Consider the following 24,110-nt stretch of genomic DNA (forward strand, 5'->3'; position numbering starts at 1 on the left):
GTGAACCTGCGCTGTCTTAGATGGATGCGGCTGCGTCGGCGTCCATTTCGTCGGATTCCGCAAAGCTGCCGGACTGGATGTAGCCTTTGGCAATAAACAGCAGGTGAATCAGCATCAGCACAAAGCCTACGGGCATGGCGCCGTAGATGTAAGAGATGGGGATGTCCGTGGCCGCCGTGGTCTGGAAGCGCGTGGCATAGACATACTGGGATGACGTGACGGTCATCACGGCAAAGAACACGACCAGACTGATGACGACAAAACCGCGAATGTACTGGGCGCTGCGGGTGCTGACGCTGCGGTGCAGATTGTCGATTGCCACATGGCCGCCAAAGCGCAGCACGAGTCCGGCACCCAGAAAAGTGACCCAGATCATCATGTGACGAGCCACTTCTTCGGCCCAGACAATGGAGTCACCCGTGGTGTAGCGCAGCACCACGTTGGCAAAAACGATGCAGGCCATGGCCAGCAACAGCACGATGAGCAGCCAGCGGTTGCCGGCGACAAGAGTGCGTTCGATACGATCAAGCATAGGAGATGGGGCGTCAACAGCGTGCAGGGTGAGTGCCGTGTTGAAGAGCAGAAAAGAGATGAGGTCATCATGCCGCGCAAGGCATGAATTTCCATTCGGAGTGCCCGCAGTCCTCAACGTCTGATGCGCATGGCACTCAGATGGAGAAGCCGGTGACGTATGCCACCGGCTGTAAGGACTCAGACGCGCATTACTTCACGCTGGTGATGGAGTCCAGAGTCTTCTGGCCAAACTTCTTGGCGTATTCCTTGTATGCGGGCTCCAGCGCGGTGCGGAAGGCGGCTTGGTCCACCTTTTCAACGACTTTCATGCCATTGGCCTTGGCTTCTTCAACGCCCTTTTTTTCCACGGTGTCGACAAAACCACGCGAAGCCAGAGCACCTTTCTTGGCACCTTCGGTGAAGGCGGCCTTCTGGCTGGCGTTCAGCGAACCCCAGAACGAGGGCGACACGATCAGTGCCATGGGGGCGTAGACGTGCGAAGTCAGCGTCAGGTGCTTTTGCACCTGCCACAGCTTGGCGGATACCAGCACGGACACAGGATTTTCCTGGCCGTCGATCGTGCCTTGCTGCAGGGCGCCGATCACTTCGGGCCAGGACATGGGGGTGGGCGATGCGCCCAGTGTGCGGAAGGCCGTGATATGCACGGGGTTCTCGGTCACGCGAATCTTCAGACCCTTGAGGTCGGCCACGCCGTTGACGGCATGCTTGTTGTTGCTCAGGTGGCGAAAGCCTTGCTCACCCCAGGCCAGAGCGATCAGACCGCGCTTCTGGAACTTGGCCAGCAGGTCCTGACCAAAAGCACCGTCCATCACGGCGCGGGCGTGTTGTGTGTCGCGGAACAGGAAGGGGATGTCGACCACACCCACGTCAGGCACAAAGTTGCTCAGTGCGCCGGTGGAGACGATGGCCGCTTCCACCGTGCCCAGCTGCAGACCTTCGATCAGCTCGCGTTCGCCGCCCAGCGCGGATGCCGGGAACTGCTTGAACTTGTAGGCACCGTTCGTGCCTTTTTCCACGCCTTCGCCCCAGGCGTTGGCGGCTGCACCGTAGTGCGAATTGATCGCCAGCGCATAGCCAATCTTGACTTCCTTGCCCTGGGCAAAAGCAGTGCCGGCAGCCAACGTGACTGTGGCGGCCACGGCCGTGGCGACAAAAGTGCGGCGGATCATGCGCATGGTTTAGGTCTCTCTGAAATGTTTTGAAATGAACCAAAAATTGTAGTGAGTGCCAACCATGGGTTTGTACGGATAAGGTGGTCGTCTTGTACGCGCTGGCTCATCGCGGTTTGCGATGGGGTGTGCATGAAAAAGCCCGCAGGGCAGGTCTGCGGGCTGGAGGTTGGGGGATGGGCACCCGGACTACAGATGCGAAAAAGGCCTGCGAATAGGCTGCAGGCCTTTAAAAAGATGAGCGCTTAGCGCTGGTGTTGTCTGAACTTCAGCGGGATATCAGTGCATATCGCTTTAGAAGTAGGCGCAAGCAGCTATTACTTCTGAGTGCCCAGCAACTGATCGGCCAGCTGTACAAAGCCATCGCCGCGCTCGGCGGTGGTGACGTAGCGGGGCAGATGCTTGAGCTGGGGCACAAAGCGCTCGATGTTGGCCACGCCCACGCTGTGGGGCATGTGCTGGAACATCAACTGGTCATTGGTGGAGTCGCCGATGTAGACCCACTGGCCTAGCGTGACGTCCAGGTCGATATCGAAGAGTTCACGAACAATCCAGCGGGCGCCTTCCAGTTTGTTGTGCTCGCCAAACCAGCCGTTGATGTGGATGGAACTGACCGTCGCATTCATGCCGGCGGCCTTCATCAGGGCCATGCACTGGTCGATCTGCGCCTGGGGCATGTTCGTGAACTCGCTGTGGTCCACGGCGATGTCGCACTCGCGGCCCGCAGAGTCTGTGGCGCGGGCGGCTCCGGGCACGGTGGCTTCGATCTGCTCCAGCACTGTCTGCATCTTGGCAAAGTTGCTGGCGCGTTCTTCGGCGTCTTGCTGGTAGAGCTTGTCCAGGCTGCCTTGCGCATTGCGGCGCAGGGCTACGGCACCGTTTTCGGCCACGATGGAATCCACGGGCCAGGCCGATGCAAAAGGCACGCTCCAGCCCACGGGGCGGCCGGTGATGGGGACGACCTTCAGGCCTGCGTCTTTGAGGCGGGCGATAGCGGCCACCACATGGTCTGGCACCACGCCATCAGTGGTCAACGTGTCGTCGATATCGGTCAGCACGCCCAGCAAGTTGGCAGGCACCGGTAGTTCAGACAGGGGACGCAGGAAATCTTGGCTCACAGCAAACTCTCAATACAAGGCAGATGACGTCTACACGGGGCACAGCCCATCGGCAGGACGCCGAGCAAGGGCCGCCCCGCAGCGAGGGCGTCGTCCCCCTCCCGCGCAGCGAGAGAGGGGGAAGCGGCAAAGCCGCTCAGGGGGTTTTTTAGTTCGCAGAGCCCAGTGCCAAGCCTGCGTGTTCACGCAGCGGATGGAAGTGGATCTTGGGGAAGCGCTCCTGCGCCAGACGCACGTCGTAAGGGCTGGTACACAGATAGGCCAGCGTGTCGGCCGCGTCGTGAGCCAGGCGCAGCGGGTAGGCGTTTTCGAACTCGCGCAGATCGGCGGCGTTGTCGGCCGTAATCCAGCGGGCGCTGGTGTACTGGCAGCCCTCCAGGCGCACATCGCAGTCGTACTCCGTTTTCAGGCGGTGCTGCACCACTTCAAACTGCAGCTGACCGATGGCACCCAGCAGCATATTGCCGCCGACATCGGGCTTGAACACCTGAATCGCACCTTCTTCGCCCAGCTGCATCAGGCCTTGCTGCAGCTGCTTGGTGCGCAGCGGGTTTTTCAGCACCACGGTCATGAACATTTCGGGTGCGAAGAAGGGCAGGCCGGTGAATTGCAGGCTGGGGCCGTCAGTGATCGAGTCACCCAGCTGCACGCCGCCGTGAATGGTGAAGCCGATGATGTCGCCTGCGTAGGCTTCATCCACCGCTTCACGGCGTTGCGACATGAAAGTCACCACGCTGGTGGGGCGCAGTTCCTTGCCGGTGCGCTGCACCTTCATCTTCATGCCGGGCGTGTACTTGCCGCTGGCCACGCGCACAAAGGCGATGCGGTCGCGGTGGTTGCTGTCCATATTGGCTTGCACCTTGAACACCACGCCGGAGAAGTTCTTGTCCTCTGGGCGAACGATTTTTTCTTCGCGGTTGCGGTTCACTTCCGTGAACGCCACGCGCGGGCCGGGCGGGGGCGACATGTCGACCACGGCGTCCAGCACTTCCATCACACCGAAGTTGTTCACACCCGAGCCGAAGAACACGGGCGTCAGCTTACCGGCCAGAAAGGCTTCATGGCTCCACTCGGCGGATGCGCCCACGGCCAGTTCCATGCTGTCGAGGGCATCGTCAAAGGCCTGGCCAAAACGTGCACGCAGCTTGTCGGCTTCGGTCAGAGGGATGACTTCAAAGTCCTTGGGGCCACGGTCGCTGCCGGGGGTGAACACCGTCATGCTCTGCGTGCGCAGATTGATGATGCCGCCGAAGCTCTTGCCCTGGCCCACAGGCCAGGTGATGGGGCAGCAGGGCATGCCCAGCTCGCGCTCCACCTCGTCCATGATGTCCAGCGGGTCGCGCACTTCACGGTCAAACTTGTTGACGAAGGTGATGATGGGCGTGTTGCGCTGGCGGCAAACTTCGATCAGGCGGCGGGTTTGCGACTCCACGCCGTTGGCCGCGTCAATCACCATCAAGGCCGAATCCACGGCTGTCAGCACGCGGTAGGTGTCTTCCGAGAAGTCCTTGTGGCCGGGGGTGTCGAGCAGGTTGATGACGTGGTCGCGGTAGCTCATCTGCATCACCGACGATGCGACCGAGATACCACGCTGCTTTTCAATTTCCATCCAGTCGGAGGTGGCGTGGCGGCTGGCTTTGCGGCCCTTGACGGCTCCGGCGATCTGAATCGCGCCCGAGAACAGCAGCAGCTTTTCGGTCAGCGTGGTCTTACCCGCATCCGGGTGGGAAATGATGGCGAACGTACGACGGCGCTGAGTTTCTGGGGCGTATGACACGGTATTGAGAGCTGTAAATACAACCGGAGATGCCGGCTGTGACCACAAAAAAGGTGCAGCGATCGATTGGCTGCACAAGGCCCGCGCCCATGCAGGGCAGGCCTGTGAATAAGGCTTGAGGGCGCTTATTTTAACGGCAGGGGCAATTCATGGGGTCGGGGCGGGCATGAGTGCTTGCCGCGCGTCTTGGCTGGCCGGTATGCGGAGCACAATAGCCGCATCGCCTCAGGTTTTCGTTGGTCAGTCATGAACCGTGCCCCGCAGGATGTGAATCCCCCCTTGCCGACCGAGCCTCAAGGCTTGGCTGCTCCTGTCTGGATCAAACGAGGGACTCCCGATTACTGGCGGGTCAGCGTGGCGTTGTTTCTGGCGGGCTTTGCCACCTTCTCGCTGCTGTACTGTGTGCAGCCGCTGCTGCCCGAGCTGGCGCGCACCTTTGCGGTCAGCCCCGCCCAGAGCGCGCTGGCGCTGTCGGTGTCCACAGCGTGTCTGGCGGTTTCCATTGTTCTGGCCGGGGCGCTGTCCGAGGGGCTGGGTCGGCGCAAGCTGATGTTTGTTTCCATGGCGCTGGCCGCCTTGTGCAATCTGGGTGCCTCGTTTTTACCGCAGTGGCATGCGCTGCTGGCTGCACGGGCGCTGGAGGGTTTGCTGTTGGGCGGCGTGCCTGCGGTGGCCATGGCTTACCTGTCTGAAGAGATTGACCCGCCGGGCCTGGGTTTTGCCATGGGCCTGTATGTGGGTGGCACCGCGCTGGGCGGTATGCTGGGCCGCGTGGGCATGAGCGCCATGACGGAGTTCTGGGGCTGGCGCCACGCGCTGGCCGCGCTTTCGGTGCTGGATTTGCTGGCGGCGCTGGGCTTTGTCTGGTTGCTGCCCAATTCGCGAAACTTCGTGAAAAAGACGGGGCTGGGTGCCCAGCACCACCTGCAGGCCTGGGGCCAGCATTTGCAGCACAAGGGCTTGCCACTGCTGTTTTTCATCGCTTTTGGCCTGATGGGGGTGTTTGTCAGCATCTACAACTACGCGGGCTTTTTACTCAGTGCATCGCCGTACAACATGAGCCAGTTGGAGATCAGTCATATCTTCTACGCCTATCTGCTGGGCACGGCGGCGTCGCCCATTGCCGGCGGGCTGGCCGACAAGCTGGGGCGTGGCCCGGTGCTGGTTGCGGGGACGTTACTCATGGCTGCGGGCGTGGGGCTGACGCTGTTTGAGCCGCTGGCGGTCATCGTCACCGGGGTTGTTTTGCTGACGGCGGGGTTTTTTGTGGCGCACTCTGTGGCCAGCGGCTGGGTAGGGCGGCTGGCTACGCAGTCCAAGGGACATGCGTCCTCGCTATACCTGTGGAGCTATTACATGGGCTCCAGCGTGCTGGGGGCTGGGGCGGGCTGGTTTTGGTCGCGCTGGGGCTGGCTGGGCGTCAGCTCTGTGGCTTTGCTGGTGCTGACGCTGGTGATGGCGCTGGCACTGCGCGTGCAGTGGCTGTCGGTGCAGGCCACAAAGGGCCGATTGGCCTGAAATCAGTCGGTTATCGCCTGGCGGGCGGGAAGGGGATTCCCTTATAATCGGCCTCCATCCGAGGAGCGTTGCAGCGTTCCCCAGCCGGTTTGACACCGGCCGCAGCGGGGCGTGAGGCTCGGATTTCATCTCGCAACGACGCTCACCCACGCTTTCTGTGCGGTGAGATGGCATTCCCTCCTTCTTCCGCGGAACGTGGTTTCTCATTCAAATTTTGGAGAAAAACCATGAACGCTGCTGTTCGCTTCAACCCTGCTGATTCGGCCATTACCGACATTACCCTTGCCGCCTGGGGCCGCAAGGAAATCCTCATCGCCGAAACCGAAATGCCCGGCCTGATGGCCATCCGCGAAGAATTCGCCGCATCGCAGCCCCTGAAGGGCGCGCGCATCACAGGTTCGCTGCACATGACCATTCAAACGGCCGTGCTGATCGAGACACTGAAGGACCTGGGCGCGACCGTGCGCTGGGCTTCGTGCAACATCTTCTCTACCCAGGACCACGCTGCCGCCGCTATCGCTGCTACCGGCACGCCCGTGTTCGCCATCAAGGGTGAGTCGCTCAAGGATTACTGGGACTACACCCACAACATCTTCGAATTCGGCGCCAAGGGCACTGAAGGAGAAGGCCCCAACATGATTCTGGACGACGGCGGCGATGCCACCGTGCTGCTGCACCTGGGCCAGAAGGCCGAGAAGGACATCTCCGTGCTGGCCAACCCCGGCTCGGAAGAAGAAAAGATCATGTTCGCGGCGATCAAGGCCAAGCTGGCGATCGATTCCACCTGGTACACCCGCAAGTCGGCTGAGATTCGCGGCGTGACCGAAGAAACCACCACCGGCGTGCACCGCCTGAACGAAATGTCGGCTAAGGGCAGATTGCTGTTCCGCGCCATCAACGTCAACGACTCGGTGACCAAGTCCAAGTTCGACAACCTGTACGGCTGCCGCGAATCGCTGGTGGACGGCATCAAGCGCGCCACCGACGTGATGATCGCCGGCAAGGTCGCTGTGGTGGCTGGCTACGGTGACGTGGGCAAGGGCTGCGCCCAGGCTCTGTCCGCGCTGCGCGCCCAAGTGTGGGTGACCGAGATTGACCCCATCAACGCCCTGCAGGCCGCGATGGAAGGCTACAAGGTCGTGACCATGGAATATGCCGCCGACAAGTGCGACATCTTCGTGACCACCACCGGCAACAAGGACATCATTCGCCACGAGCACATGGTGGCCATGAAGGACGAGGCCATCGTCTGTAACATCGGTCACTTCGACAACGAAATCGACGTGGCGTCGATCGAGAAGTACGAGTGGGAAGAAATCAAGCCCCAGGTTGATCACATCAAGTTCCCTGATGGCAAGAAGATCATCCTGCTGGCCAAGGGCCGCCTGGTGAACCTGGGTTGTGCCACTGGCCACCCATCGTTCGTGATGAGCGCCTCGTTTGCCAACCAGACCATCGCCCAGATCGAACTGTTCACCCGCCCTGAAGCCTACGAAGTGGGCAAGGTCTACGTGCTACCCAAGGTGCTGGACGAAAAGGTGGCACGCCTGCACCTGAAGAAGGTCGGCGCCCAGCTGACCGAGCTGAGCGACACCCAAGCCGCCTACATTGGCGTGAAGAAGGAAGGCCCTTACAAGCCTGAAACTTACCGCTACTAAGCCAGCGGCCATGCAGTGCAGTCAGCCTGAGTTGACTGCACTGCTCAATATTTTTGATAGCTGCTAGCGCTCTATTTAATTGGACTTCATATAGGTTAAGACCTGAAATTCCATTGAATCAAGCGCAAGCAGCTACATAAAACATAGTTCTATCGCCTCGCTGCACCTCTGTGCAGTGCCCGGCACCGGTTAATTTCAAAGGAAGCGACGCTATGCGCGCAGATGTTTTTTTGGTGGAAGCAGGCCATGCTTCGACACGCTCACAGGCGCAGCGCCTGATTGCTTCGGGCGTGGAGTGGCGCCTGACGCCGCTGGCACCCTGGAAGAAGGTTGCCAAGAACGGTGACGACATTCCTGCTGGCGCTGAGCTGCAATTGCTGGATGCGGCTGAAGCCAAGTACATCTCGCGTGGTGGTCTCAAGCTCGAAGGCGCGCTGGCTGCCACAGGCATTGCCGTCAAGGGCCTGCGCTGCCTGGATGTAGGCCAGAGCACGGGCGGCTTTACCGACTGCCTGCTGCAAGCCGGTGCCGCCCAGGTGGTGGGTGTGGACGTGGGCCACAGCCAGCTGCACGAGCGCCTGCGCAGCGACGATCGCGTGATCTGCGTGGAAAGCTTCAACGCCCGCACGCTGACCCCCGAGTCGCTGGAAGTCGCCTGCGATGAAGCGCTGTGCGATGTCATCGAAGAAGAAGAAGACAACGACACCCAGCCCCAGGCTCCTTATGCCTGGATGCGCAACGGCGGTCAGGTCGACGAAGACTATGACGACAGCGACGACGCCAAGGAGCAGGACATCGAGTCCTTCAAGGCCGAACGCGTTGCCAAGGCCAAGGCCAAGTCTGAAGGTGTGGCTCCTGTCGAGCTGCGCCGCAGGCCTGGTACCCAGAACATCGACATCACGCCCGCGTTTGACTTTGTCACCGGCGATGTGTCCTTTATCTCGCTGACGCTGGTGCTGCCTTCCGTGGTGCAAGTGCTCAAGCCACATGGCCAGCTGCTGATGTTGGTCAAGCCACAATTCGAGTTGCAACCCGGCCAGATCGGCAAGGGCGGCATTGTGCGCGACAAGGCTCTATATGTTGAAGTCGAGCAGCGCATCCGCAGCTGTATCACCGACCTGGGTCTGACGGTCAAACAGTGGATGGATTCGACCATCGAAGGCGGTGACGGCAACCACGAATTTTTCGTCTGGGCCGAGCAGGGCGCTGAAATCAAGGCTCCAGCCCCTCAGGTCGCTGCCGATGAAGAAGCAACGGCCAAGCCCGCTGTCAAGGCTGCAGCCAAGCGCCCATCGCGTGCCGACATCAAGGCCCAGCGCGCCAAGCAAGAGCTGTATGCCGACCCTGAGGTAGCCAGCTTTGGTCAGCCCGGCCCCGGTCGTGGCAAGCAGAAAAAACGCAACGAGCGCTAAGCAAAAACGCCATGAGCGCTGAGTTTTCAGCGCTCGCCCATGACCCATAAGATTCAGAGACAACTGCAGCCATGAGTTACCCCGTCAGCTTCGAGTTTTTCCCCACCAAGACGCCTGAAGGCGCGGCAAAGCATGTGGCCGTGCGTCAGGCGCTGTATGCGCGCAAGCCTCAGTTCTGCTCCGTCACCTATGGTGCGGGCGGCTCTACGCAGGCGGGTACTTTCACGATGGTGCAGGACATCCAAAGCGAAGGGGTGAGCGCGGCTTCGCACTTCTCCTGCATCGGAGCCACTCAAGACTCGGTGCGTGAAGAACTCACACAGCTCAAGGCCATGGGCGTCAAGCGCATCGTGGCCCTGCGCGGTGACTTGCCCAGCGGTTATGGGCTGGGTGGCGAGTTCCATTACGCCAGCGATCTTGTTGCATTTGTCCGACAGGAATTTGGCGACTGGTTTTATATCGAAGTAGCCGCCTACCCCGAAACACACCCTCAAGCAAAGTCCCCACGTAGTGATCTTGACGCATTTGTTGCTAAAGTTCGCGCTGGTGCAGATTCCGCCATCACGCAATACTTCTACAATGCCGACGCATACATGCGCTTTGTAGATGAGGTGAAGGCCCTCGGGCTCGACGTTCCAGTCGTGCCGGGAATCATGCCAATCACCAGCTCTACACAGCTGATGCGCTTCTCGGATGCATGCGGCACCGAGATCCCGCGCTGGATTCGTCTGCGTCTGCAGGCGTACGGTGATGACACCGCTTCCATTCGTGCGTTCGGACTGGATGTCGTGACACATCTTTGCGAGCAGTTGCGCAGCCAGGGGGCTCCCGGGTTGCACTTCTATACGATGAACCAGAGCGTCGCCACTCTGGAGATCTGTGATCGTCTGGGTCTGTAAGCCATAAGCTTGCTGGCTGCGAGGCGGCCAGTCTTTGGCGGCTCTCACTTGAGATTTCAAGGAGATTGCGCCCGTGCAACCCAAATTTTCGCGCTTGCGTTGTTATCAATGGATAGGCCTTGCCGTCGTCACTGCGACCATGGCGGGCTGTGCACCGCTGGCTGAAAACACGGCAGATCAGGCTGCAGGCATTCAGAGCCGTCCTTCAAGAGCTGCGGCACAAGCCAGTGCCTCGGCACCGTTGCTGCCGGACGCTTACACCCGCAGCAACGCCCGCGACAAAGGTCTGGGCATCAAGGCCAACAAGCCGGTCGATGCCGATCAGGCCGATACCCCCGAAGACAGCAATAAGTACGAATTGAGCGTGCCGCGCGAAAGCGACCAGTCGGGTCTGGCTTCCTGGTATGGCGGTCAGTTCCATGGCCGCAAGACGGCCAGCGGCGAGCGTTTTGACAGCATGGACCTGACGGCGGCTCACAAGACCCTGCCCTTTGGGACGCGTGTCTGCGTGCGCAGCGCAGTGACTGGCAAAAGCGTGGTGGTGCGAATCAACGACCGCGGCCCATTTGCGCCCGGTCGCATTATTGACCTGAGCAAGGGCGCCGCCCAAGAACTGGGCATGCTGGGCCTTGGCATCAAGCCAGTAGAGCTGTGGCAGCTTGAATCGGATGAAGATGAGTGCCCGGCACGTCTCTCGACAGCAAGCAAAAAGCGCTCATCCAAGATGGCGGCAGGCACTTCTGCCAAGGGAGCCAAGGTACGGGCCGCATCGGCAAGCAAGCCTGTTCGCAAAGTTTCTCAGACGGCCAAGCAAAGGCGCTGAGCTGCCAGGGATGGGCGCGTAGGCTAGAGCCTAGCTTTTGCCCATTTGCAGATGTGCTGCCTTTAATGGGCGGCAGTGATTGCGCCAGTTCAGCGAATCATTCAGGTTGACGCTCACGTCATTGGGCACTGCAACACTTACTTGCTTGTACAGCAGAAGCCCAGTGCAGGCGCAGCCTGGCGACTGCGCCCTGAGGTCTGGGGCTAATTACTTCCCGCCGGATTCCAGTGTGAACGCTGCATTTTCGTCTTGACCCAGCAGCTTGACGAGCTGGGGCATGGCAGGCTTGAGCTGTTCTTTCAGATTGAATGGCGGGTTGATCAGGAACATGCCGCTGGCAGGCAGGCCGCCGCGCTCGGAGGTCTTGTTGCTCTTGACCGTGAGCGTGGCATGCAGCCAGCTCTTTCCGGCTTTGGTCGCCATGGTCTTGAGGCGCTTGGGCAGATCATGCGCATCAGGGCGAGGAATGATGGGGTACCAGACGGCGTACGTGCCGGTGGGGAAGCGCTTCAAGCTGTCCGCCACCATATCCAGCACGCGGCCATAGTCAGTCTTTAATTCATAGCTGGGATCGCACAGCAACAAAGCGCGGCGGGACGGTGGAGGCAGGAATTTTTTCACGCCCTCAAAGCCATCTTCCATCAGAATATTGACCTGGCGAGGCACTTCCAGCTGAGCCATGTTGCCTGCCAGTGAGCGCATGTCTGTGGGGTGCAGCTCAAAGGCCTTGAGGCGGTCGTGACCGCGCAGCAGCGCCTGCGTAATGAAGGGCGAGCCGGGGTAGTTGCGAATCGCATTGCCCTGATTGAAGCTGCGCACCATCTGCATGTAGTTCTGCAGGATGGGAGCCAGCTCGGACTCCTTGGCTGCAACCAGACGCATGATGCCGTCTTCGGCTTCACCGCTCTTGCTGGCGTAGTCGCCGTCGAGGCGGTACAGGCCCGCACCGCCGTGGGTGTCGAGCACCGTCAGCGCAGCCTCTTTTTGCGTGAGGTATTGCACAGTAGCAATCAGGATGGAGTGCTTGAGCACATCAGCGTGATTGCCTGCATGAAAGGCGTGGCGGTAACTGAACATAGAAAGGGATGGTAACCAGCAGGGTAAAAGAGGAACAGCACTTTTTACCCTGTGGTTTTTAAAGGCTGCTGACGCCTGTGTGCAGAGTGGGAATGAGGTCGTATGGGCTCATTCACAACAGGCTGCTGCACGAAAAAACGCAGGTTCTGGCGTTTTTGTATAATGGCGGGCTTCGCAGCGATTTTATGGTTCCCGCGGCGAAGGCTCGGACTTCGGTCCGAGTAACCCCGCCTAAGAGGCTTCCTTTAAAAGATTCGTCTTTTTCGAGAAGAAGCACCGACCGCGGAAAAGGGACCGCCAAACCCTCTAGAAAGAGAAAACTCATGTCTACATTCAGCGCAAAGCCCGCTGAGGTGCAACACGAGTGGTTTGTGATTGACGCCACCGATAAGGTGCTCGGACGTGTCGCCAGCGAAGTGGCACTCCGTCTGCGCGGCAAGCACAAAGCCATTTACACACCTCACGTTGATACCGGTGACTACATCGTCATCATCAATGCTTCCAAGATCAAGGTCACTGGTACCAAGAACTTGGACAAGGTGTACTACCGTCACTCCGGTTATCCAGGCGGCATCACTGCCACCAACTTCCGCGACCTGCAAGCCAAGTTCCCTGGCCGTGCAATCGAGAAGGCCGTTAAGGGCATGCTGCCCAAGGGTCCTCTGGGTTACGCCATGATCAAGAAGCTCAAGGTTTACGGTGGTGCTGAGCACCCTCACACCGCTCAACAGCCTAAAGTGCTGGAAGTCTAAGGAGTCGAGATGATTGGTGATTGGAATAACGGCACTGGCCGTCGTAAATCTAGCGTCGCTCGCGTGTTCCTGAAGAAGGGCTCCGGCAAGATTACTGTGAATGGCAAAGACATTCAAGAGTACTTCGGCCGCGGCACCTCCATCATGATCGCAAAGCAACCCCTGGCTCTCACAGAGAACCTGGAGTCTTTCGACATCCAAGTGAACGTCCATGGCGGCGGCGAATCCGGTCAAGCCGGTGCAGTTCGTCACGGCGTGACTCGCGCTCTGATCGACTATGACGCAGCACTGAAGCCTGCACTGAGCCAAGCCGGCTTCGTGACTCGCGATGCTCGTGAAGTTGAGCGTAAGAAGGTTGGTCTGCGTGGTGCTCGTCGCGCCAAGCAGTTCTCGAAGCGTTAATTCGTTTCCCAGCCAGAAAGACTCTCCGGGGTCTTTCCGCGAAAAAACCGCTCCGAACGCAAGTTCAGGGCGGTTTTTTTATGGGCGCTGTATTCCTCCTGATTCCTGTATGTGTTGCTTGAAGATGCTTTGGGGCAATGTCCCCACTTGGTTTGGCGACAAAGAAAAGCGGTCTGAATTCCCGAGCCCGTTGCTGTACCATTTGGCTCAATCAAGAACCTACGGAGTATTGCCATGAGCGCCGTTGCTGAAACCACGACTACTGAAATGCCTTCCCCCATCGTCTTCACCGACAGCGCTGCTGCCAAGGTGGCGGATCTGATCGCCGAAGAAGGCAATCCTGATCTGAAGCTGCGCGTTTTTGTGCAGGGTGGCGGTTGTTCTGGCTTCCAGTACGGTTTCACGTTCGATGAAATCACCAACGACGACGACACCACCATGACCAAGCGTGGCGTCTCTTTGTTGATCGACTCCATGAGCTACCAGTACCTGCTGGGTGCCGAGATCGACTACAAGGAAGACCTGCAAGGTGCGCAGTTCGTGATCAAGAACCCCAACGCCACCACCACTTGCGGTTGCGGCTCCAGCTTCTCGGTCTAAGTCCTCTATGCATGTGTGCACGCCAGCCACTCCGGTTCTGGCGCTTGCACACCGTTTAAGCCGCTGCTCGTCAGCGGCTTTTTTGTTGCCGCACGCCTTTTGACCGGAGTCGCTCATGAGCGAGACGTCCCCCACGCACAGCAGTGCGCCCCACAAAGAGAGATTGCTCTGGTTGGTGGCCATTGGCTTTTTCATGCAGACGCTGGATGCCACCATTCTCAACACGGCGCTGCCCGCCATGTCGCAGGAGCTGGGCGAGAGCCCCATGAAGATGCAGTCCGTCATCGTGGCTTATGCGCTGACCACGGCCATGCTGATTCCCGCTACCGGCTGGGTGGCTGATCGCTTTGGCACGCGGCGCATCTATGGTCTGGCGATTGGCTTGTTTGTACTGGGCTCGGTACTGTGCGCGTTGTCGCCCAGCCTGCCGTTTTTGATTGCGGCGCGTGTGGTACAGGGTGTGGGCGGCGCCATGATGCTGCCCGTGGGACGACTGGCCGTGCTGCGTACCTATCCGCGTGGCGAGTTCATCCGCGCGATGAGTTTTATCGCCATTCCGGGGCAGGTGGGACCGCTGCTGGGCCCCACGCTGGGTGGCTGGATGGTGGAGTACGCCAGCTGGCACTGGATTTTCTGGATCAACGTGCCCGTGGGCCTGATCGGGCTGTGGGCCACATGGCGCTGGTTTCCGCAAAGCGCGCCGGTGGTCGTTCATCGTTTCGACGTCAAGGGCTACAGCATGCTGGCCTTTGGCATGGTGGCCATCTCGGTGGCGCTGGACGGCATGTCGGGCATGGGGCTGGGCATGGCGCTGGTCGTTGTGCTCATGGTGTTTGGTCTGGCCAGCCTCGCCAGCTACTGGATGCATGCACTGCGGGTCGATGAGCCTTTGTTCCCGCCTGCGCTGTTCAAAGTGCGCTCGCTGCGCGTGGGTCTGCTGGGCAATCTGTTTGCGCGCTTTGGCAGTGGTGCCGCGCCGTTTCTCATTCCGCTGCTGCTGCAGATTGGCTTGAAGATGTCGCCCATGCATGCGGGCATGATGATGCTGGCCACCGTGCTGGGCAGCATGCTCGTCAAACGCATTGCCGTGCGCACCGTGCAGCACTTTGGCTACAAGCGCGTGCTGCAGATCAACTCGGTCATGCTGGCCTTGATGCTGGCCTCGTTCGGTCTGGTGGCTGAGGGCACTCCAACCTGGCTGCTGCTGGTGCAGCTGTTTATTTTTGGCGGCTTTAACTCCATGCAGTTCTCGGCCATGAACTCGGTCACGCTCAAGGATATGGAAGGCGAATTTGCCAGCAGTGGCAACAGTCTTTTGTCCATGGTGCAGATGCTGGCCATGAGCATGGGCGTGGCGCTGGCCGGTGCGCTGCTGACCGGCTTTGGCGATATGTGGCCTGAAGACGGAGGTGGCCGCCTGCTGTCGATTCGCGCCACTTTTGTGACCGTGGCCTTGATGACGCTGGCCGCTACGCTGGTGTTCAGTCAGCTCGATAGCGATGAGCCCGTGCGGCCTGCCCCAGATGGTGGTGATGCTTGAAAATTAATAGCTAGTAGCGGCTGTTGGATATGGGTTTCAGGAAAATTAGCTGCTGAGATGCTCGATTCACAAGCACTTGAAGCTATCAATACAGGAACCCGCAATAGCGCCTCTCTTCGGTACTTTCCCGAGGATAGGTGCTTTTTTTGCGGGTTCTCCCTTGATTTTGGACGCAGATATATCGCGTGCTGCATAGCCCTTATGAGCGCGGCTATATGAGAAGCTGCTAATGCGCGCGTAGTCTCTCGATGAAGACTACGCTTGGTATGTATTTTGCATACAGGCAGTCCACCTAATTCTGTCCCACGATCATGAGCACCAGTCACAACTCTCAACCCATACGCTTCTACCACCGCGGCGAGGTGGTCGAAGTGCAAGGCCCGCACCCCACCCGCTCGGTGCTGCAGTGGCTGCGTGAGGATGCGCACTGCACGGGCACCAAGGAAGGTTGCAACGAAGGCGATTGCGGCGCCTGCACGGTGGTCATTGGCGAGCTGGCCGACGCCGGCGATGCGCAGGCCATCAACGGACTGAAGCTGCAGACCGTCAATGCCTGCATCCAGTTTCTGCCCAGCCTGCATGGCAAAGCCTTGTTCACGGTGGAAGACCTCAAGAACCAGAGTCACATCCAGTGCGCAGGCCAGACCTCCTGTGCGGGCAAGCCTGTCGCGCAAGCGTTGCACCCCGTGCAACAAGCCATGGTGGACTGCCATGGTTCGCAATGCGGCTTTTGCACGCCTGGCATCGTCATGTCGCTGTGGTCCAGCTATGAGCATCATCGGCAGCACAGCACCCAGCCCACGCGCCAGCAATTGGCCGATGAGCTGTCGGGCAATCTGTGCCGCTGCACTGGCTATCGCCCCATTCTGGATGCGGGCCAGCGCATGTTTGATTTGCCACAGGTGCGCCTCGACACCGCGCCCGTGGTCGCTGCGTTGCAAAACCTGCAGGGCAGTGCCGAGGGGCTGAACTACGTTTACAGCCAAGGCCTGCGCACCGATCACTTTCATGCTCCGCTCACGCTGGATGTGCTGGCCAGCTTGTATGAGGCCAAGCCCATGGCGCGCATCGTGGCCGGTTCTACCGATGTGGGGCTGTGGGTCAACAAGCAGTTCAGAGACTTGGGCGACATCATCTACGTGGGTGATGTGGCTGAGATGAAGCGCATTGAGGTTCGGCAGGATGCTGAGGGCGGCGAGCTATACATCGGCGCAGGCGCATCGCTGGAGGCTGCATGGAGTGCGCTGGTGCAGCGTTGGCCCAGCCTTGCCGATGTGTGGCTGCGTTTTGCCTCCAAGCCCATTCGCCACGCGGGCACCATGGGCGGCAACGTGGCCAATGGCTCACCCATTGGTGATTCGCCGCCCGTGCTGATGGCGCTGGATGCGCAGATCGAGCTGCGCAAGGGTGAGCGCGTGCGCCGCATGCCGCTACAAGAGTTCTATCTGGACTATATGAAGAACCAGCTGGAGAGCGGCGAGTTTGTGCAGGCGTTGGCCGTGCCACTGGCCGCCATGCAGCGCCAGGTGCGGGCGTACAAGATCAGCAAGCGCTTTGACTGCGATATCTCGGCTCTGTGCGCGGGCTTTGCCCTGGAGCTGGAGGGCGATGTGGTCAAGGCCGTGCGACTGGCTTTTGGCGGTATGGCTGCTACGGTAAAGAGAGCGGCTGCCGCAGAAGCAGTATTGCTCGGAAAGGCGTGGAGCCTTGAAAATGTCCAGGCCGCGCAAGCCGCACTGGCGCAGGACTTCAAGCCCATGAGCGATATGCGCGCCAGTGCCGATTACCGCCTGAAGGTGGCGCAGAACCTGATCCAGCGTCTGTGGCTGGAAACGCGCACTGACCAGCCCTTGAATCTGGATGCCACCAGCGTCTGGAGTGTGATGCCCCATGTCATCCCCACCGCTGCCGTGGAGCAAGGAGTCTGAGATGAACAATCCCCGTGAATTGACGAATGAACTGGTGGCTGAAGCCTTTGCCGACTACCGCAAGAACCTGGCTAACCGCATCGATGAAGGCGCAGAAGCCACGGCTCAGAGCCAGGGCGCACGCGTAGGCGTGAGCCGCAAGCATGAATCTGCCCACCTGCATGTGGCCGGTGAGGCGGCCTATATCGACGATCTGCCTGAGCTGGAAGGCACGCTGCACTGCGCTCTGGGCCTGTCGCCCGTGGCCCATGGCCGCTTGACGGCGCTGGCGCTGGAAGCGGTGCGTGCCATGCCCGAGGTGGTGGATGTCATCACCGCTGCCGATATTCCCGGTGTCAACGACTGCGGCTCCATCATTCATGATGACCCGATTCTGTGCGACGGTGAGATTCGCTATGTGGGCCAGCCCCTGTTTGCCGTGATTGCCCGCACCCGCGAGGCGGCAAGGCGTGCAGCGGCGCTGGCCAAGGGTGCAGCCACCATTACCGAGCTGCCGCCTGTGCTGACGCCGCAACAAGCCCACGAGCTGGGCCAGTACGTGATGCCACCCATGCACTTGGAGCGCAGCACGCACGCTGGAGGCACACGCGCCGCCATTGAAGCAGCGCCGCATCGTGTCAAAGGCCAATGGGATGTGGGTGGGCAGGAACAGTTTTATCTGGAAGGGCAGATCAGCTACGCCACACCCAAGGAAGATGGCGCGGTGCACCTGCATTGCTCCACCCAGCACCCTAGCGAAATGCAGCATCTGGTGGCGCATGCTTTAGGCGTGGCTTCGCACAGCGTGCATGTGGAGTGCCGCCGCATGGGCGGTGGCTTTGGCGGCAAAGAATCGCAATCGGCGCTGTTTGCCTGCGTGGCGGCGGTGGCTGCTGTGCGCCTGAACAGGCCGGTGAAGCTGCGGCTTGATCGTGATGACGACTTCATGATTACCGGTCGCCGTCACTGCTTCTGGTATGAATACGAAGTGGGTTACGACGATGAAGGCCGTGTGCTGGGTGCCGAGATTTCCATGGTCTCACGCGCAGGGCATTCGGCGGATCTGTCTGCGCCGGTGATGACACGGGCGCTGTGCCACTTTGACAATACCTACTGGCTGCCCAATGTCAGCGCCCATGGCTATATGGGCAAGACCAATACGCAGAGCAACACGGCTTTTCGTGGTTTTGGGGGGCCGCAGGGCGCGATTGCGATTGAAAGCATTATGGACACAGTGGCCCGCAATCTGGGGCGTGACCCCCTAGATGTGCGCCGCGTCAACTTCTACGGCAAGACCGAGAACAACATCACGCCTTACCAGCAACCGGTGACTGACAACGTCATTCACGAACTGGTGGCTGAGCTGGAGCAAACCAGCGACTACCGCGCACGACGTGCTGCGGTGACTGCCTTTAACGCGCAAAGCCCTGTGCTCAAGCGCGGGTTGGCGCTGACGCCGTTGAAGTTCGGCATCTCTTTCAATGTGGCCCACTTCAATCAGGCCGGTGCGCTGGTGCATATCTATACCGATGGCTCGATTCTGGTGAACCATGGCGGCACAGAAATGGGTCAGGGCCTGAACACCAAGGTGGCGCAGGTCGTGGCGCATGAGTTGGGCGTGGCCTTTGAAAAGGTGCGCGTCACAGCGACCGATACCACCAAGGTGGCGAATACCTCCGCTACTGCGGCATCCACCGGAGCCGACCTGAACGGCAAGGCTGCGCAGGATGCGGCCAGCCAGTTGCGCGTGCGCCTGGCCGAGTGCGCAGCGCGCCTGCATGGCGGCGATGCCAAAGATGTGCGCTTTGCCAACGATGCGGTGCAAGTCAACGGGCAGAGCCTGCCGTTTGCCGAGCTGGTGCGCAGCGCCTACCTGCAGCGCGTGCAGCTGTGGTCCGATGGCTTTTACGCCACACCGGGCCTGCACTGGGACGGCAAGGCCATGAAGGGCCACCCTTTCTTCTATTTCGCCTATGGCGCGGCGGTGAGCGAGGTGGTGATCGACACGCTGACCGGTGAGTGGAAGCTGCTGCGTGCCGATGTGCTGCACGATGTGGGCCGCTCGCTGAATCCTGCAGTCGATGTGGGGCAGGTGGAAGGAGCCTTTATTCAAGGCATGGGCTGGCTGACGACGGAGGAGCTGGTCTGGCATCCGCAAAACGGCAAGCTGATGACGCACGCCCCCAGCACCTACAAAATTCCCACCGCCAATGACTGCCCGCCCGTGTTTAACGTGCGCCTGTTTGAGGGTGATAACTTCGAAGACTCCATTCACCGCAGCAAGGCCGTAGGCGAGCCGCCATTGCTGCTGCCGTTTTCGGTGTTCTTTGCGATCCGCGATGCGGTGTCCTCAGTGGCTGCACATCAAATCAACCCGCCCCTGCGTGCACCCGCGACCGCAGAGGCCATCCTGAGAGCAGTGGAAGCCGTTCAAGGGCACACTCCCTGACTTTTCCCATTGGGTGTTGTCGCCCCGCGGGGCGACAGCCGTTCTGAATCATGGCTGTTTGCCGCGGGGCAAGGCTGTGCCTTGCCTGTAAAACAACACGGAGACTATGCAATGAACTGGACAGAGCGGATATTCAAACTCAACGAGCATCACACCAACGTGCGAACGGAACTGGTGGCGGGGCTGACGACCTTTCTTTCGATGGCCTACATCATGTTCGTCAACCCATCCATTCTGGGTGACGCGGGCATGCCCAAGGGCGCGGTGTTTGTGGCGACCTGCCTGATCGCGGCGCTGGGCTCCACCATCATGGCGCTGTATGCCAACTACCCGATTGCGCTGGCGCCGGGTATGGGCCTGAATGCGTACTTCGCCTATGTGGTGGTGCTCAAGATGGGCTACACATGGGAGGCCGCACTGGGAGCGGTGTTTGTCTCGGGCTGTCTGTTCCTGATCTGTACTTTGTTCGGCCTGCGAGAGCTGATTATCAAAGGCATACCGCAGTCCATACGCGTCTCTATCACCGTGGGTCTGGGCTTGTTTCTGGCGTTGATTGCGCTCAAGACAGCGGGTGTGGTCGCCCCTGACAAGAATACGTATTTGACGCTGGGCGATCTGCACAAGCCCGAGGCCATCATGGCGATTTCCGGCTTCTTGCTGATCGTGGTGCTGGACCGCCTCAAGGTGCCGGGTGCACTGCTGATCGGGATTCTGGCGGTGACCGTGGCTTCGTTCTTCTTTGGTGGCAATACTTTCCACGGCATCTTCTCCATGCCTCCGTCGATAGCGCCCACCTTCCTGAAGCTGGACATCATGACGGCACTGACGACCGGCTTCCTCAACGTGGTGCTGGTGTTCTTCCTGGTCGAGTTGTTTGACGCCACAGGCACGCTCATGGGTGTGGCCCGCCGCGCTGGTCTCTTGGTGCCTGAGCGCATGGGCCGCATGAATCGTGCGCTGCTGGCCGACTCTGGCGCCATCTTTGTGGGCTCCATGCTGGGTACTTCCAGCACCACGGCTTATGTGGAAAGCGCTGCCGGTGTGCAGGCTGGCGGCCGCACGGGCCTGACGGCGCTGACAGTGGCCGTGCTGTTCCTGGCCTGTCTGTTCATCGCGCCGCTGGCCGGTGTTGTGCCGGGTTATGCCACGGCCCCTGCGCTGCTGTTCGTGGCCTGCCTGATGCTACGGGATCTGACCGAGGTGGAGTGGGATGAAACCACAGAAGCGGTGCCCGCTGTGGTCACCGCTTTGATGATGCCGTTCACCTACTCCATTGCCAATGGTCTGGCTTTTGGCTTCATCACTTATGCCGTACTCAAGCTGTTCACCGGCAAGGTCAAGGAAGTGCACTGGATCATGTGGGTGATTGCCGGCCTGTTCCTGTTCAAGTTCATCTACATCGGCGGTCACTGAGCGCTTGGACATTGACCGAGCCAGGCAGTGATCTGTCGGGCCATGCCAGTCGGGCAACAGACCGGTTTGCATGACCCGATGGAGCCAGTCAGTAAGAAAATCAAAGATGCAACAAGCAGTCCGGCTACTGGTGGGTCGGACTGCTTTTTGCATTGTGAATAGCAGGGCATTGGCATTCCCTGCCGCTGGCTTATGCCTTGATGAGCAGGTGCACCGAGCGGAAAGCTATCTCCGCAGGCTTCAACAACATTGATTTCATGAGCATATTTCTGAATCAAAGGATGTTGCGTGCTTTCGGGAGAAGCAGAAATGACCGCATGCAGCCTTAAGTGCCTGGCTGCGCAGCGAAATTCACGCCAAGCTGGTAGGCCGGCCTTGTCTCTTGGATGAGTTGGTTGTTTCTAAATTTGAATTCAATATTTTTATATCTATCGACTGCTCCCTAGCATCTGCCCCATTGCATACATGGGGAGAAGATAGTGGACAAGCGTCGATTTCTGCTGGCGGGGCCTGCATTGCTGGCAGTGGCCGCCATGGGTGCCTCCGGCGCTGCACGTGCGGCAGCAGACGCCAAGACCAAGCTGGTCGTTGCTGACCAGAGCGAGTTGATTCGCCATCTGCTGGATGCAAGCGGTGAACGTAAAAAGGTCGGCTTTCAGCTGGAGCTGCCCAACTTTGCAGGTGGCCCGGCTATTTTTGAAGCCATCCGTGCCGGGGCGCTGGACATGGCTTATGTGGGGGACACTCCTCCCATTCAGGCCAGGGCTGCCGGCGTCAATCTGCCCATTGTTGCGACCTTCACCCGCGCCAGAGCGGAATATCGCTTGGTTCAGCATGCCGGGGCCGGCGTGGAGCGCCTGAGTGATCTGCGTGGCAAGCGTGTGAGCTATGTGGAAGGGTCGGGGCGCCAGGTTTTCCTGATCGAAGCACTGAATCGCGCGGGCCTGACGCTCAAGGATGTCACCTTGGTGCATCTGCGCGTGGCTGAACTCAATGATGCCTTGCGCGCCCGTGCCGTGGATGTCGCAACCCTTGCTGAACCACATGTCACGCGACTGTCCAAACAGATTGGTGTGCGTGTGGTACCCGACCCACTGGAGCGTCAGCTGCTGCCATCGACCTCCTACATTTATGCCCGTCCGGATGTACTGGCAGATCCGCAGAAAGCAGAAGCCATTCGCGAATTTTTGGCTTCCTTCGTGCGTGCGGGGCGATGGAGCAATACCCATCGCAAGGACTGGGGGCAGCACTACTTTCGCAATTTTCAGCGCCTGGATGCCGAGAGCGTTGCCGCCATTCAGGCAGTGCAGGCTCCGCTGGAGTTTCAGACGGCTGCGGAAGCCTTGCCCCATCATCAAAAGCTCATCGACATCCTGCACAGCGCAGGCAGTCTGCCGCAGCATCTGGATGCCAAGGGCTCGTTCCTGGCGAGCTACGACGGCGTGATCGTCGCCAATCGCTGAGGAGCGCTCGATGACACAGATTCCTCTGGAAGTTCGCGTAAGCGGTTGGCAGCCTCAAGTCAGGTCGCCTGTCGCGGTGCAAGGCAAGAAAGCAATGGCACTGGTGCCGCCTCGCTTGTCGCCTGGCATGTTGCTGGCCGGACCTGTGCTGCTCCTGGTGGTGTGGGAGGCTGCGTCGCGCCTGGGCTACCTTTCGCCGGAGACGCTGACGGCACCTTCACAGGCCCTGCGCTCAGGCTATGAGATGGTGCTCGACGGAAGCCTGCTGCCGCATCTGCTGGCTTCGGCCGGGAGAGCCTACACCGGACTGTTTCTGGGTATTCTGGTGGGCGTGTTGCTGGCGCTGGCCGCTGGACTGACCCGCACGGGTGAAGCCCTGATTGATGGCCTGGTGCAGATCAAGCGGGCTGTTCCCACGCTGGCGCTGATTCCGCTGGCCATTATCTGGCTGGGTATTGGGGAGGCGATGAAGGTCTTCCTGATCTTTACAGCCGTGCTGATTCCTATCTATATCAACACGCATGCGGCACTGCGCAGCATCGATATCGGTCATGTGGAGCTGGCGCAGACGCTGGGGCTGTCGCGTGCCGAATTCATCCGCAAGGTGGCACTGCCTGGCGCATTGCCAGGCTTCTTTGTGGGGCTGCGCATGGCCGTCTCGCTGTGCTGGACGTCTCTGGTGGTGCTGGAGCTGATCAACACGCAAACCGGCATTGGCTACCTGATGAACCGAGCCCGTGATTGGGGGCAGACCGATGTCATCGTGGTGGGCATCCTCATCTACGCCATGCTGGGTCTGCTGTCCGATGCTGCGGTGCGCCGCCTGGAGGCACATGTGCTGTCGTATCGGAGGTCGCTGGGGTCATGAGCAGTCCTTTTTTGGCGGGTGCCGTGCATCTGCAGGGTTTCAGTCGCAGCTTTCATGGCAAGCAGGTGCTCCATGACCTCTATCTTGATGTTCCGCCGGGGCAGTTCGTCGCGCTGCTGGGGGAGTCAGGCTCTGGCAAGACCACGCTGTTGCGAGCCCTGGCCGGTCTGGACGCTGAGGCGCAGAGCTCGGGGGGCGCAGCCGCGCATGGCAATGTGTCCGTGCTGTTTCAGGACTCACGTTTGTTGCCGTGGCTGAGCGTGCTGGACAACCTGACGCTGGGCTTGGACGCGCAGGAAGTCCGGACTGCCGCAGGGCAATTGCTCCGCGAGGTGGGTCTGGCAGACAAGGCTGCCGTCTGGCCCGGCACCCTGTCTGGTGGGCAGAAGCAGCGTGCGGCGCTGGCTCGTTCTTTGCTGCGTGAGCCTCATGTGTTGCTGGCCGACGAGCCCTTTGGCGCCCTCGATGCGTTGACCCGCATACGCATGCATGGCTTGCTGCGGCGCATGGTGGACCGGATTCGCCCGACAGTGCTGCTGGTCACCCATGACGTGGATGAGTCTTTGCTGCTCGCAGACCGGATTCTGGTACTCAAGGACGGAAAGATTGCTGAAGACCATGCGGTGGGCTTGGCCCATCCGCGGCGACCGGATCACCCCGCTTTCATGCAGCTGCGCGCAACCTTGCTGCGCAGCCTGGGTGTGGAAACTGAATTTGCCTGAAAGAGTTTT

20 protein-coding genes and 1 riboswitch are annotated in these 24,110 nt (G+C 60.0%); of the genes, 15 read left to right on the forward strand and 5 right to left on the reverse strand.

Translation table 11 applies throughout. The features are described 5' to 3' along the window. Positions 1 to 16: 16 nt before the first annotated feature. The 4 genes from HF327_RS14295 to HF327_RS14310 form a co-directional block, all read right to left on the reverse strand. On the reverse strand, positions 17 to 532 hold the full coding sequence (locus HF327_RS14295; RefSeq protein ID WP_198460809.1) for a TRAP transporter small permease: 516 nt from the start codon (positions 530 to 532) through the stop codon (positions 17 to 19). Positions 533 to 722: 190 nt separating this feature from the next. Beyond that, the gene (locus HF327_RS14300; RefSeq protein ID WP_198460810.1) at positions 723 to 1,709 is read right to left on the reverse strand and encodes a TRAP transporter substrate-binding protein; all 987 of its coding nucleotides are present in this window, start codon (positions 1,707 to 1,709) and stop codon (positions 723 to 725) included. A gap of 311 nt (positions 1,710 to 2,020) precedes the next feature. After that, on the reverse strand, positions 2,021 to 2,821 hold the full coding sequence (locus HF327_RS14305) for an HAD-IIB family hydrolase (RefSeq protein WP_198460811.1): 801 nt from the start codon (positions 2,819 to 2,821) through the stop codon (positions 2,021 to 2,023). Positions 2,822 to 2,969: 148 nt separating this feature from the next. Beyond that, complete coding sequence (locus HF327_RS14310) at positions 2,970 to 4,598, reverse strand: peptide chain release factor 3 (RefSeq protein WP_198460812.1); 1,629 nt, start codon at positions 4,596 to 4,598, stop codon at positions 2,970 to 2,972. Between the two features lie 246 nt (positions 4,599 to 4,844). Here HF327_RS14310 and HF327_RS14315 point away from each other — a divergent pair, with 246 nt between their 5' ends. The 5 genes from HF327_RS14315 to HF327_RS14335 all read left to right on the forward strand — a co-directional run bounded on the left by HF327_RS14315 (position 4,845) and on the right by HF327_RS14335 (position 10,908). After that, positions 4,845 to 6,116 carry an MFS transporter gene (locus tag HF327_RS14315; RefSeq protein WP_198460813.1) on the forward strand — a complete coding sequence of 424 codons (1,272 nt, stop codon included), beginning with the start codon at positions 4,845 to 4,847 and terminating at the stop codon, positions 6,114 to 6,116. Between the two features lie 54 nt (positions 6,117 to 6,170). Next, positions 6,171 to 6,267, forward strand: a riboswitch (S-adenosyl-L-homocysteine riboswitch). A gap of 76 nt (positions 6,268 to 6,343) precedes the next feature. Beyond that, positions 6,344 to 7,774, forward strand: coding sequence for an adenosylhomocysteinase (gene ahcY / locus HF327_RS14320; protein WP_198460814.1), 1,431 nt, complete (start codon positions 6,344 to 6,346; stop codon positions 7,772 to 7,774). 212 nt (positions 7,775 to 7,986) lie between these two features. Continuing rightward, complete coding sequence (locus tag HF327_RS14325; protein WP_198460815.1) at positions 7,987 to 9,186, forward strand: TlyA family RNA methyltransferase; 1,200 nt, start codon at positions 7,987 to 7,989, stop codon at positions 9,184 to 9,186. A gap of 71 nt (positions 9,187 to 9,257) precedes the next feature. Beyond that, positions 9,258 to 10,085 (forward strand): methylenetetrahydrofolate reductase [NAD(P)H], encoded by an 828-nt coding sequence (gene metF, locus HF327_RS14330; protein ID WP_198460816.1) that lies wholly within the window; start codon positions 9,258 to 9,260, stop codon positions 10,083 to 10,085. A gap of 139 nt (positions 10,086 to 10,224) precedes the next feature. Continuing rightward, the gene (locus HF327_RS14335; protein ID WP_198460895.1) at positions 10,225 to 10,908 is read left to right on the forward strand and encodes a septal ring lytic transglycosylase RlpA family protein; all 684 of its coding nucleotides are present in this window, start codon (positions 10,225 to 10,227) and stop codon (positions 10,906 to 10,908) included. A gap of 207 nt (positions 10,909 to 11,115) precedes the next feature. On the opposite strand, the gene HF327_RS14340 is transcribed toward HF327_RS14335, so the two are convergent. Next, a complete protein-coding gene (locus HF327_RS14340) occupies positions 11,116 to 11,985 on the reverse strand; it encodes a 23S rRNA (adenine(2030)-N(6))-methyltransferase RlmJ (RefSeq protein WP_198460817.1) in 870 nt (289 codons plus the stop codon). 323 nt (positions 11,986 to 12,308) lie between these two features. Between HF327_RS14340 and rplM the strand changes: the two genes are divergently transcribed. From rplM to HF327_RS14390, 10 genes are all read left to right on the forward strand, one after another. After that, positions 12,309 to 12,737 carry a 50S ribosomal protein L13 gene (rplM, locus tag HF327_RS14345; protein ID WP_198460818.1) on the forward strand — a complete coding sequence of 143 codons (429 nt, stop codon included), beginning with the start codon at positions 12,309 to 12,311 and terminating at the stop codon, positions 12,735 to 12,737. A gap of 9 nt (positions 12,738 to 12,746) precedes the next feature. Next, on the forward strand, positions 12,747 to 13,139 hold the full coding sequence (rpsI, locus tag HF327_RS14350) for a 30S ribosomal protein S9 (RefSeq protein ID WP_099738928.1): 393 nt from the start codon (positions 12,747 to 12,749) through the stop codon (positions 13,137 to 13,139). Between the two features lie 234 nt (positions 13,140 to 13,373). Beyond that, positions 13,374 to 13,739 carry an iron-sulfur cluster insertion protein ErpA gene (gene erpA / locus HF327_RS14355; protein WP_198460819.1) on the forward strand — a complete coding sequence of 122 codons (366 nt, stop codon included), beginning with the start codon at positions 13,374 to 13,376 and terminating at the stop codon, positions 13,737 to 13,739. Positions 13,740 to 13,854: 115 nt separating this feature from the next. Then, a complete protein-coding gene (mdtD, locus tag HF327_RS14360) occupies positions 13,855 to 15,279 on the forward strand; it encodes a multidrug transporter subunit MdtD (RefSeq protein ID WP_198460820.1) in 1,425 nt (474 codons plus the stop codon). Between the two features lie 311 nt (positions 15,280 to 15,590). Next, positions 15,591 to 17,207, forward strand: coding sequence for a xanthine dehydrogenase small subunit (gene xdhA / locus HF327_RS14365; RefSeq protein ID WP_198460821.1), 1,617 nt, complete (start codon positions 15,591 to 15,593; stop codon positions 17,205 to 17,207). Between the two features lies 1 nt (position 17,208). Next, complete coding sequence (xdhB, locus tag HF327_RS14370; RefSeq protein ID WP_198460822.1) at positions 17,209 to 19,635, forward strand: xanthine dehydrogenase molybdopterin binding subunit; 2,427 nt, start codon at positions 17,209 to 17,211, stop codon at positions 19,633 to 19,635. 111 nt (positions 19,636 to 19,746) lie between these two features. Next, positions 19,747 to 21,048, forward strand: coding sequence for an NCS2 family permease (locus HF327_RS14375; RefSeq protein WP_198460823.1), 1,302 nt, complete (start codon positions 19,747 to 19,749; stop codon positions 21,046 to 21,048). Positions 21,049 to 21,527: 479 nt separating this feature from the next. Beyond that, positions 21,528 to 22,511, forward strand: a complete 984-nt coding sequence (locus HF327_RS14380; protein WP_198460824.1) for an ABC transporter substrate-binding protein — start codon at positions 21,528 to 21,530, stop codon at positions 22,509 to 22,511. A gap of 10 nt (positions 22,512 to 22,521) precedes the next feature. After that, complete coding sequence (locus HF327_RS14385) at positions 22,522 to 23,379, forward strand: ABC transporter permease (RefSeq protein WP_198460825.1); 858 nt, start codon at positions 22,522 to 22,524, stop codon at positions 23,377 to 23,379. Further along, positions 23,376 to 24,101: an ABC transporter ATP-binding protein gene (locus tag HF327_RS14390; protein ID WP_198460826.1), complete on the forward strand. Its 726-nt coding sequence runs from the start codon at positions 23,376 to 23,378 to the stop codon at positions 24,099 to 24,101. The genes HF327_RS14385 and HF327_RS14390 overlap by 4 nt, the downstream gene beginning before the upstream one ends. Positions 24,102 to 24,110 lie beyond the last annotated feature (9 nt).

This window comes from Comamonas suwonensis, from assembly GCF_012844455.2.
GTDB classification, from domain to species: domain Bacteria; phylum Pseudomonadota; class Gammaproteobacteria; order Burkholderiales; family Burkholderiaceae_C; genus Comamonas; species Comamonas suwonensis.

Bases quoted from the DNA above. Each gene is read 5' to 3' on its own strand.
- HF327_RS14295 (WP_198460809.1), bottom strand. From the start codon at position 532: ATGCTTGATCGTATCGAACGCACTCTTGTCGCCGGCAACCGCTGGCTG.
- HF327_RS14300 (WP_198460810.1), bottom strand. From the start codon at position 1,709: ATGCGCATGATCCGCCGCACTTTTGTCGCCACGGCCGTGGCCGCCACA.
- HF327_RS14315 (WP_198460813.1), top strand. From the start codon at position 4,845: ATGAACCGTGCCCCGCAGGATGTGAATCCCCCCTTGCCGACCGAGCCT.
- ahcY (WP_198460814.1), top strand. From the start codon at position 6,344: ATGAACGCTGCTGTTCGCTTCAACCCTGCTGATTCGGCCATTACCGAC.
- HF327_RS14325 (WP_198460815.1), top strand. From the start codon at position 7,987: ATGCGCGCAGATGTTTTTTTGGTGGAAGCAGGCCATGCTTCGACACGC.
- metF (WP_198460816.1), top strand. From the start codon at position 9,258: ATGAGTTACCCCGTCAGCTTCGAGTTTTTCCCCACCAAGACGCCTGAA.
- HF327_RS14335 (WP_198460895.1), top strand. From the start codon at position 10,225: ATGGCGGGCTGTGCACCGCTGGCTGAAAACACGGCAGATCAGGCTGCA.
- HF327_RS14340 (WP_198460817.1), bottom strand. From the start codon at position 11,985: ATGTTCAGTTACCGCCACGCCTTTCATGCAGGCAATCACGCTGATGTG.
- rplM (WP_198460818.1), top strand. From the start codon at position 12,309: ATGTCTACATTCAGCGCAAAGCCCGCTGAGGTGCAACACGAGTGGTTT.
- rpsI (WP_099738928.1), top strand. From the start codon at position 12,747: ATGATTGGTGATTGGAATAACGGCACTGGCCGTCGTAAATCTAGCGTC.
- erpA (WP_198460819.1), top strand. From the start codon at position 13,374: ATGAGCGCCGTTGCTGAAACCACGACTACTGAAATGCCTTCCCCCATC.
- mdtD (WP_198460820.1), top strand. From the start codon at position 13,855: ATGAGCGAGACGTCCCCCACGCACAGCAGTGCGCCCCACAAAGAGAGA.
- xdhA (WP_198460821.1), top strand. From the start codon at position 15,591: ATGAGCACCAGTCACAACTCTCAACCCATACGCTTCTACCACCGCGGC.
- xdhB (WP_198460822.1), top strand. From the start codon at position 17,209: ATGAACAATCCCCGTGAATTGACGAATGAACTGGTGGCTGAAGCCTTT.
- HF327_RS14375 (WP_198460823.1), top strand. From the start codon at position 19,747: ATGAACTGGACAGAGCGGATATTCAAACTCAACGAGCATCACACCAAC.
- HF327_RS14385 (WP_198460825.1), top strand. From the start codon at position 22,522: ATGACACAGATTCCTCTGGAAGTTCGCGTAAGCGGTTGGCAGCCTCAA.
- HF327_RS14390 (WP_198460826.1), top strand. From the start codon at position 23,376: ATGAGCAGTCCTTTTTTGGCGGGTGCCGTGCATCTGCAGGGTTTCAGT.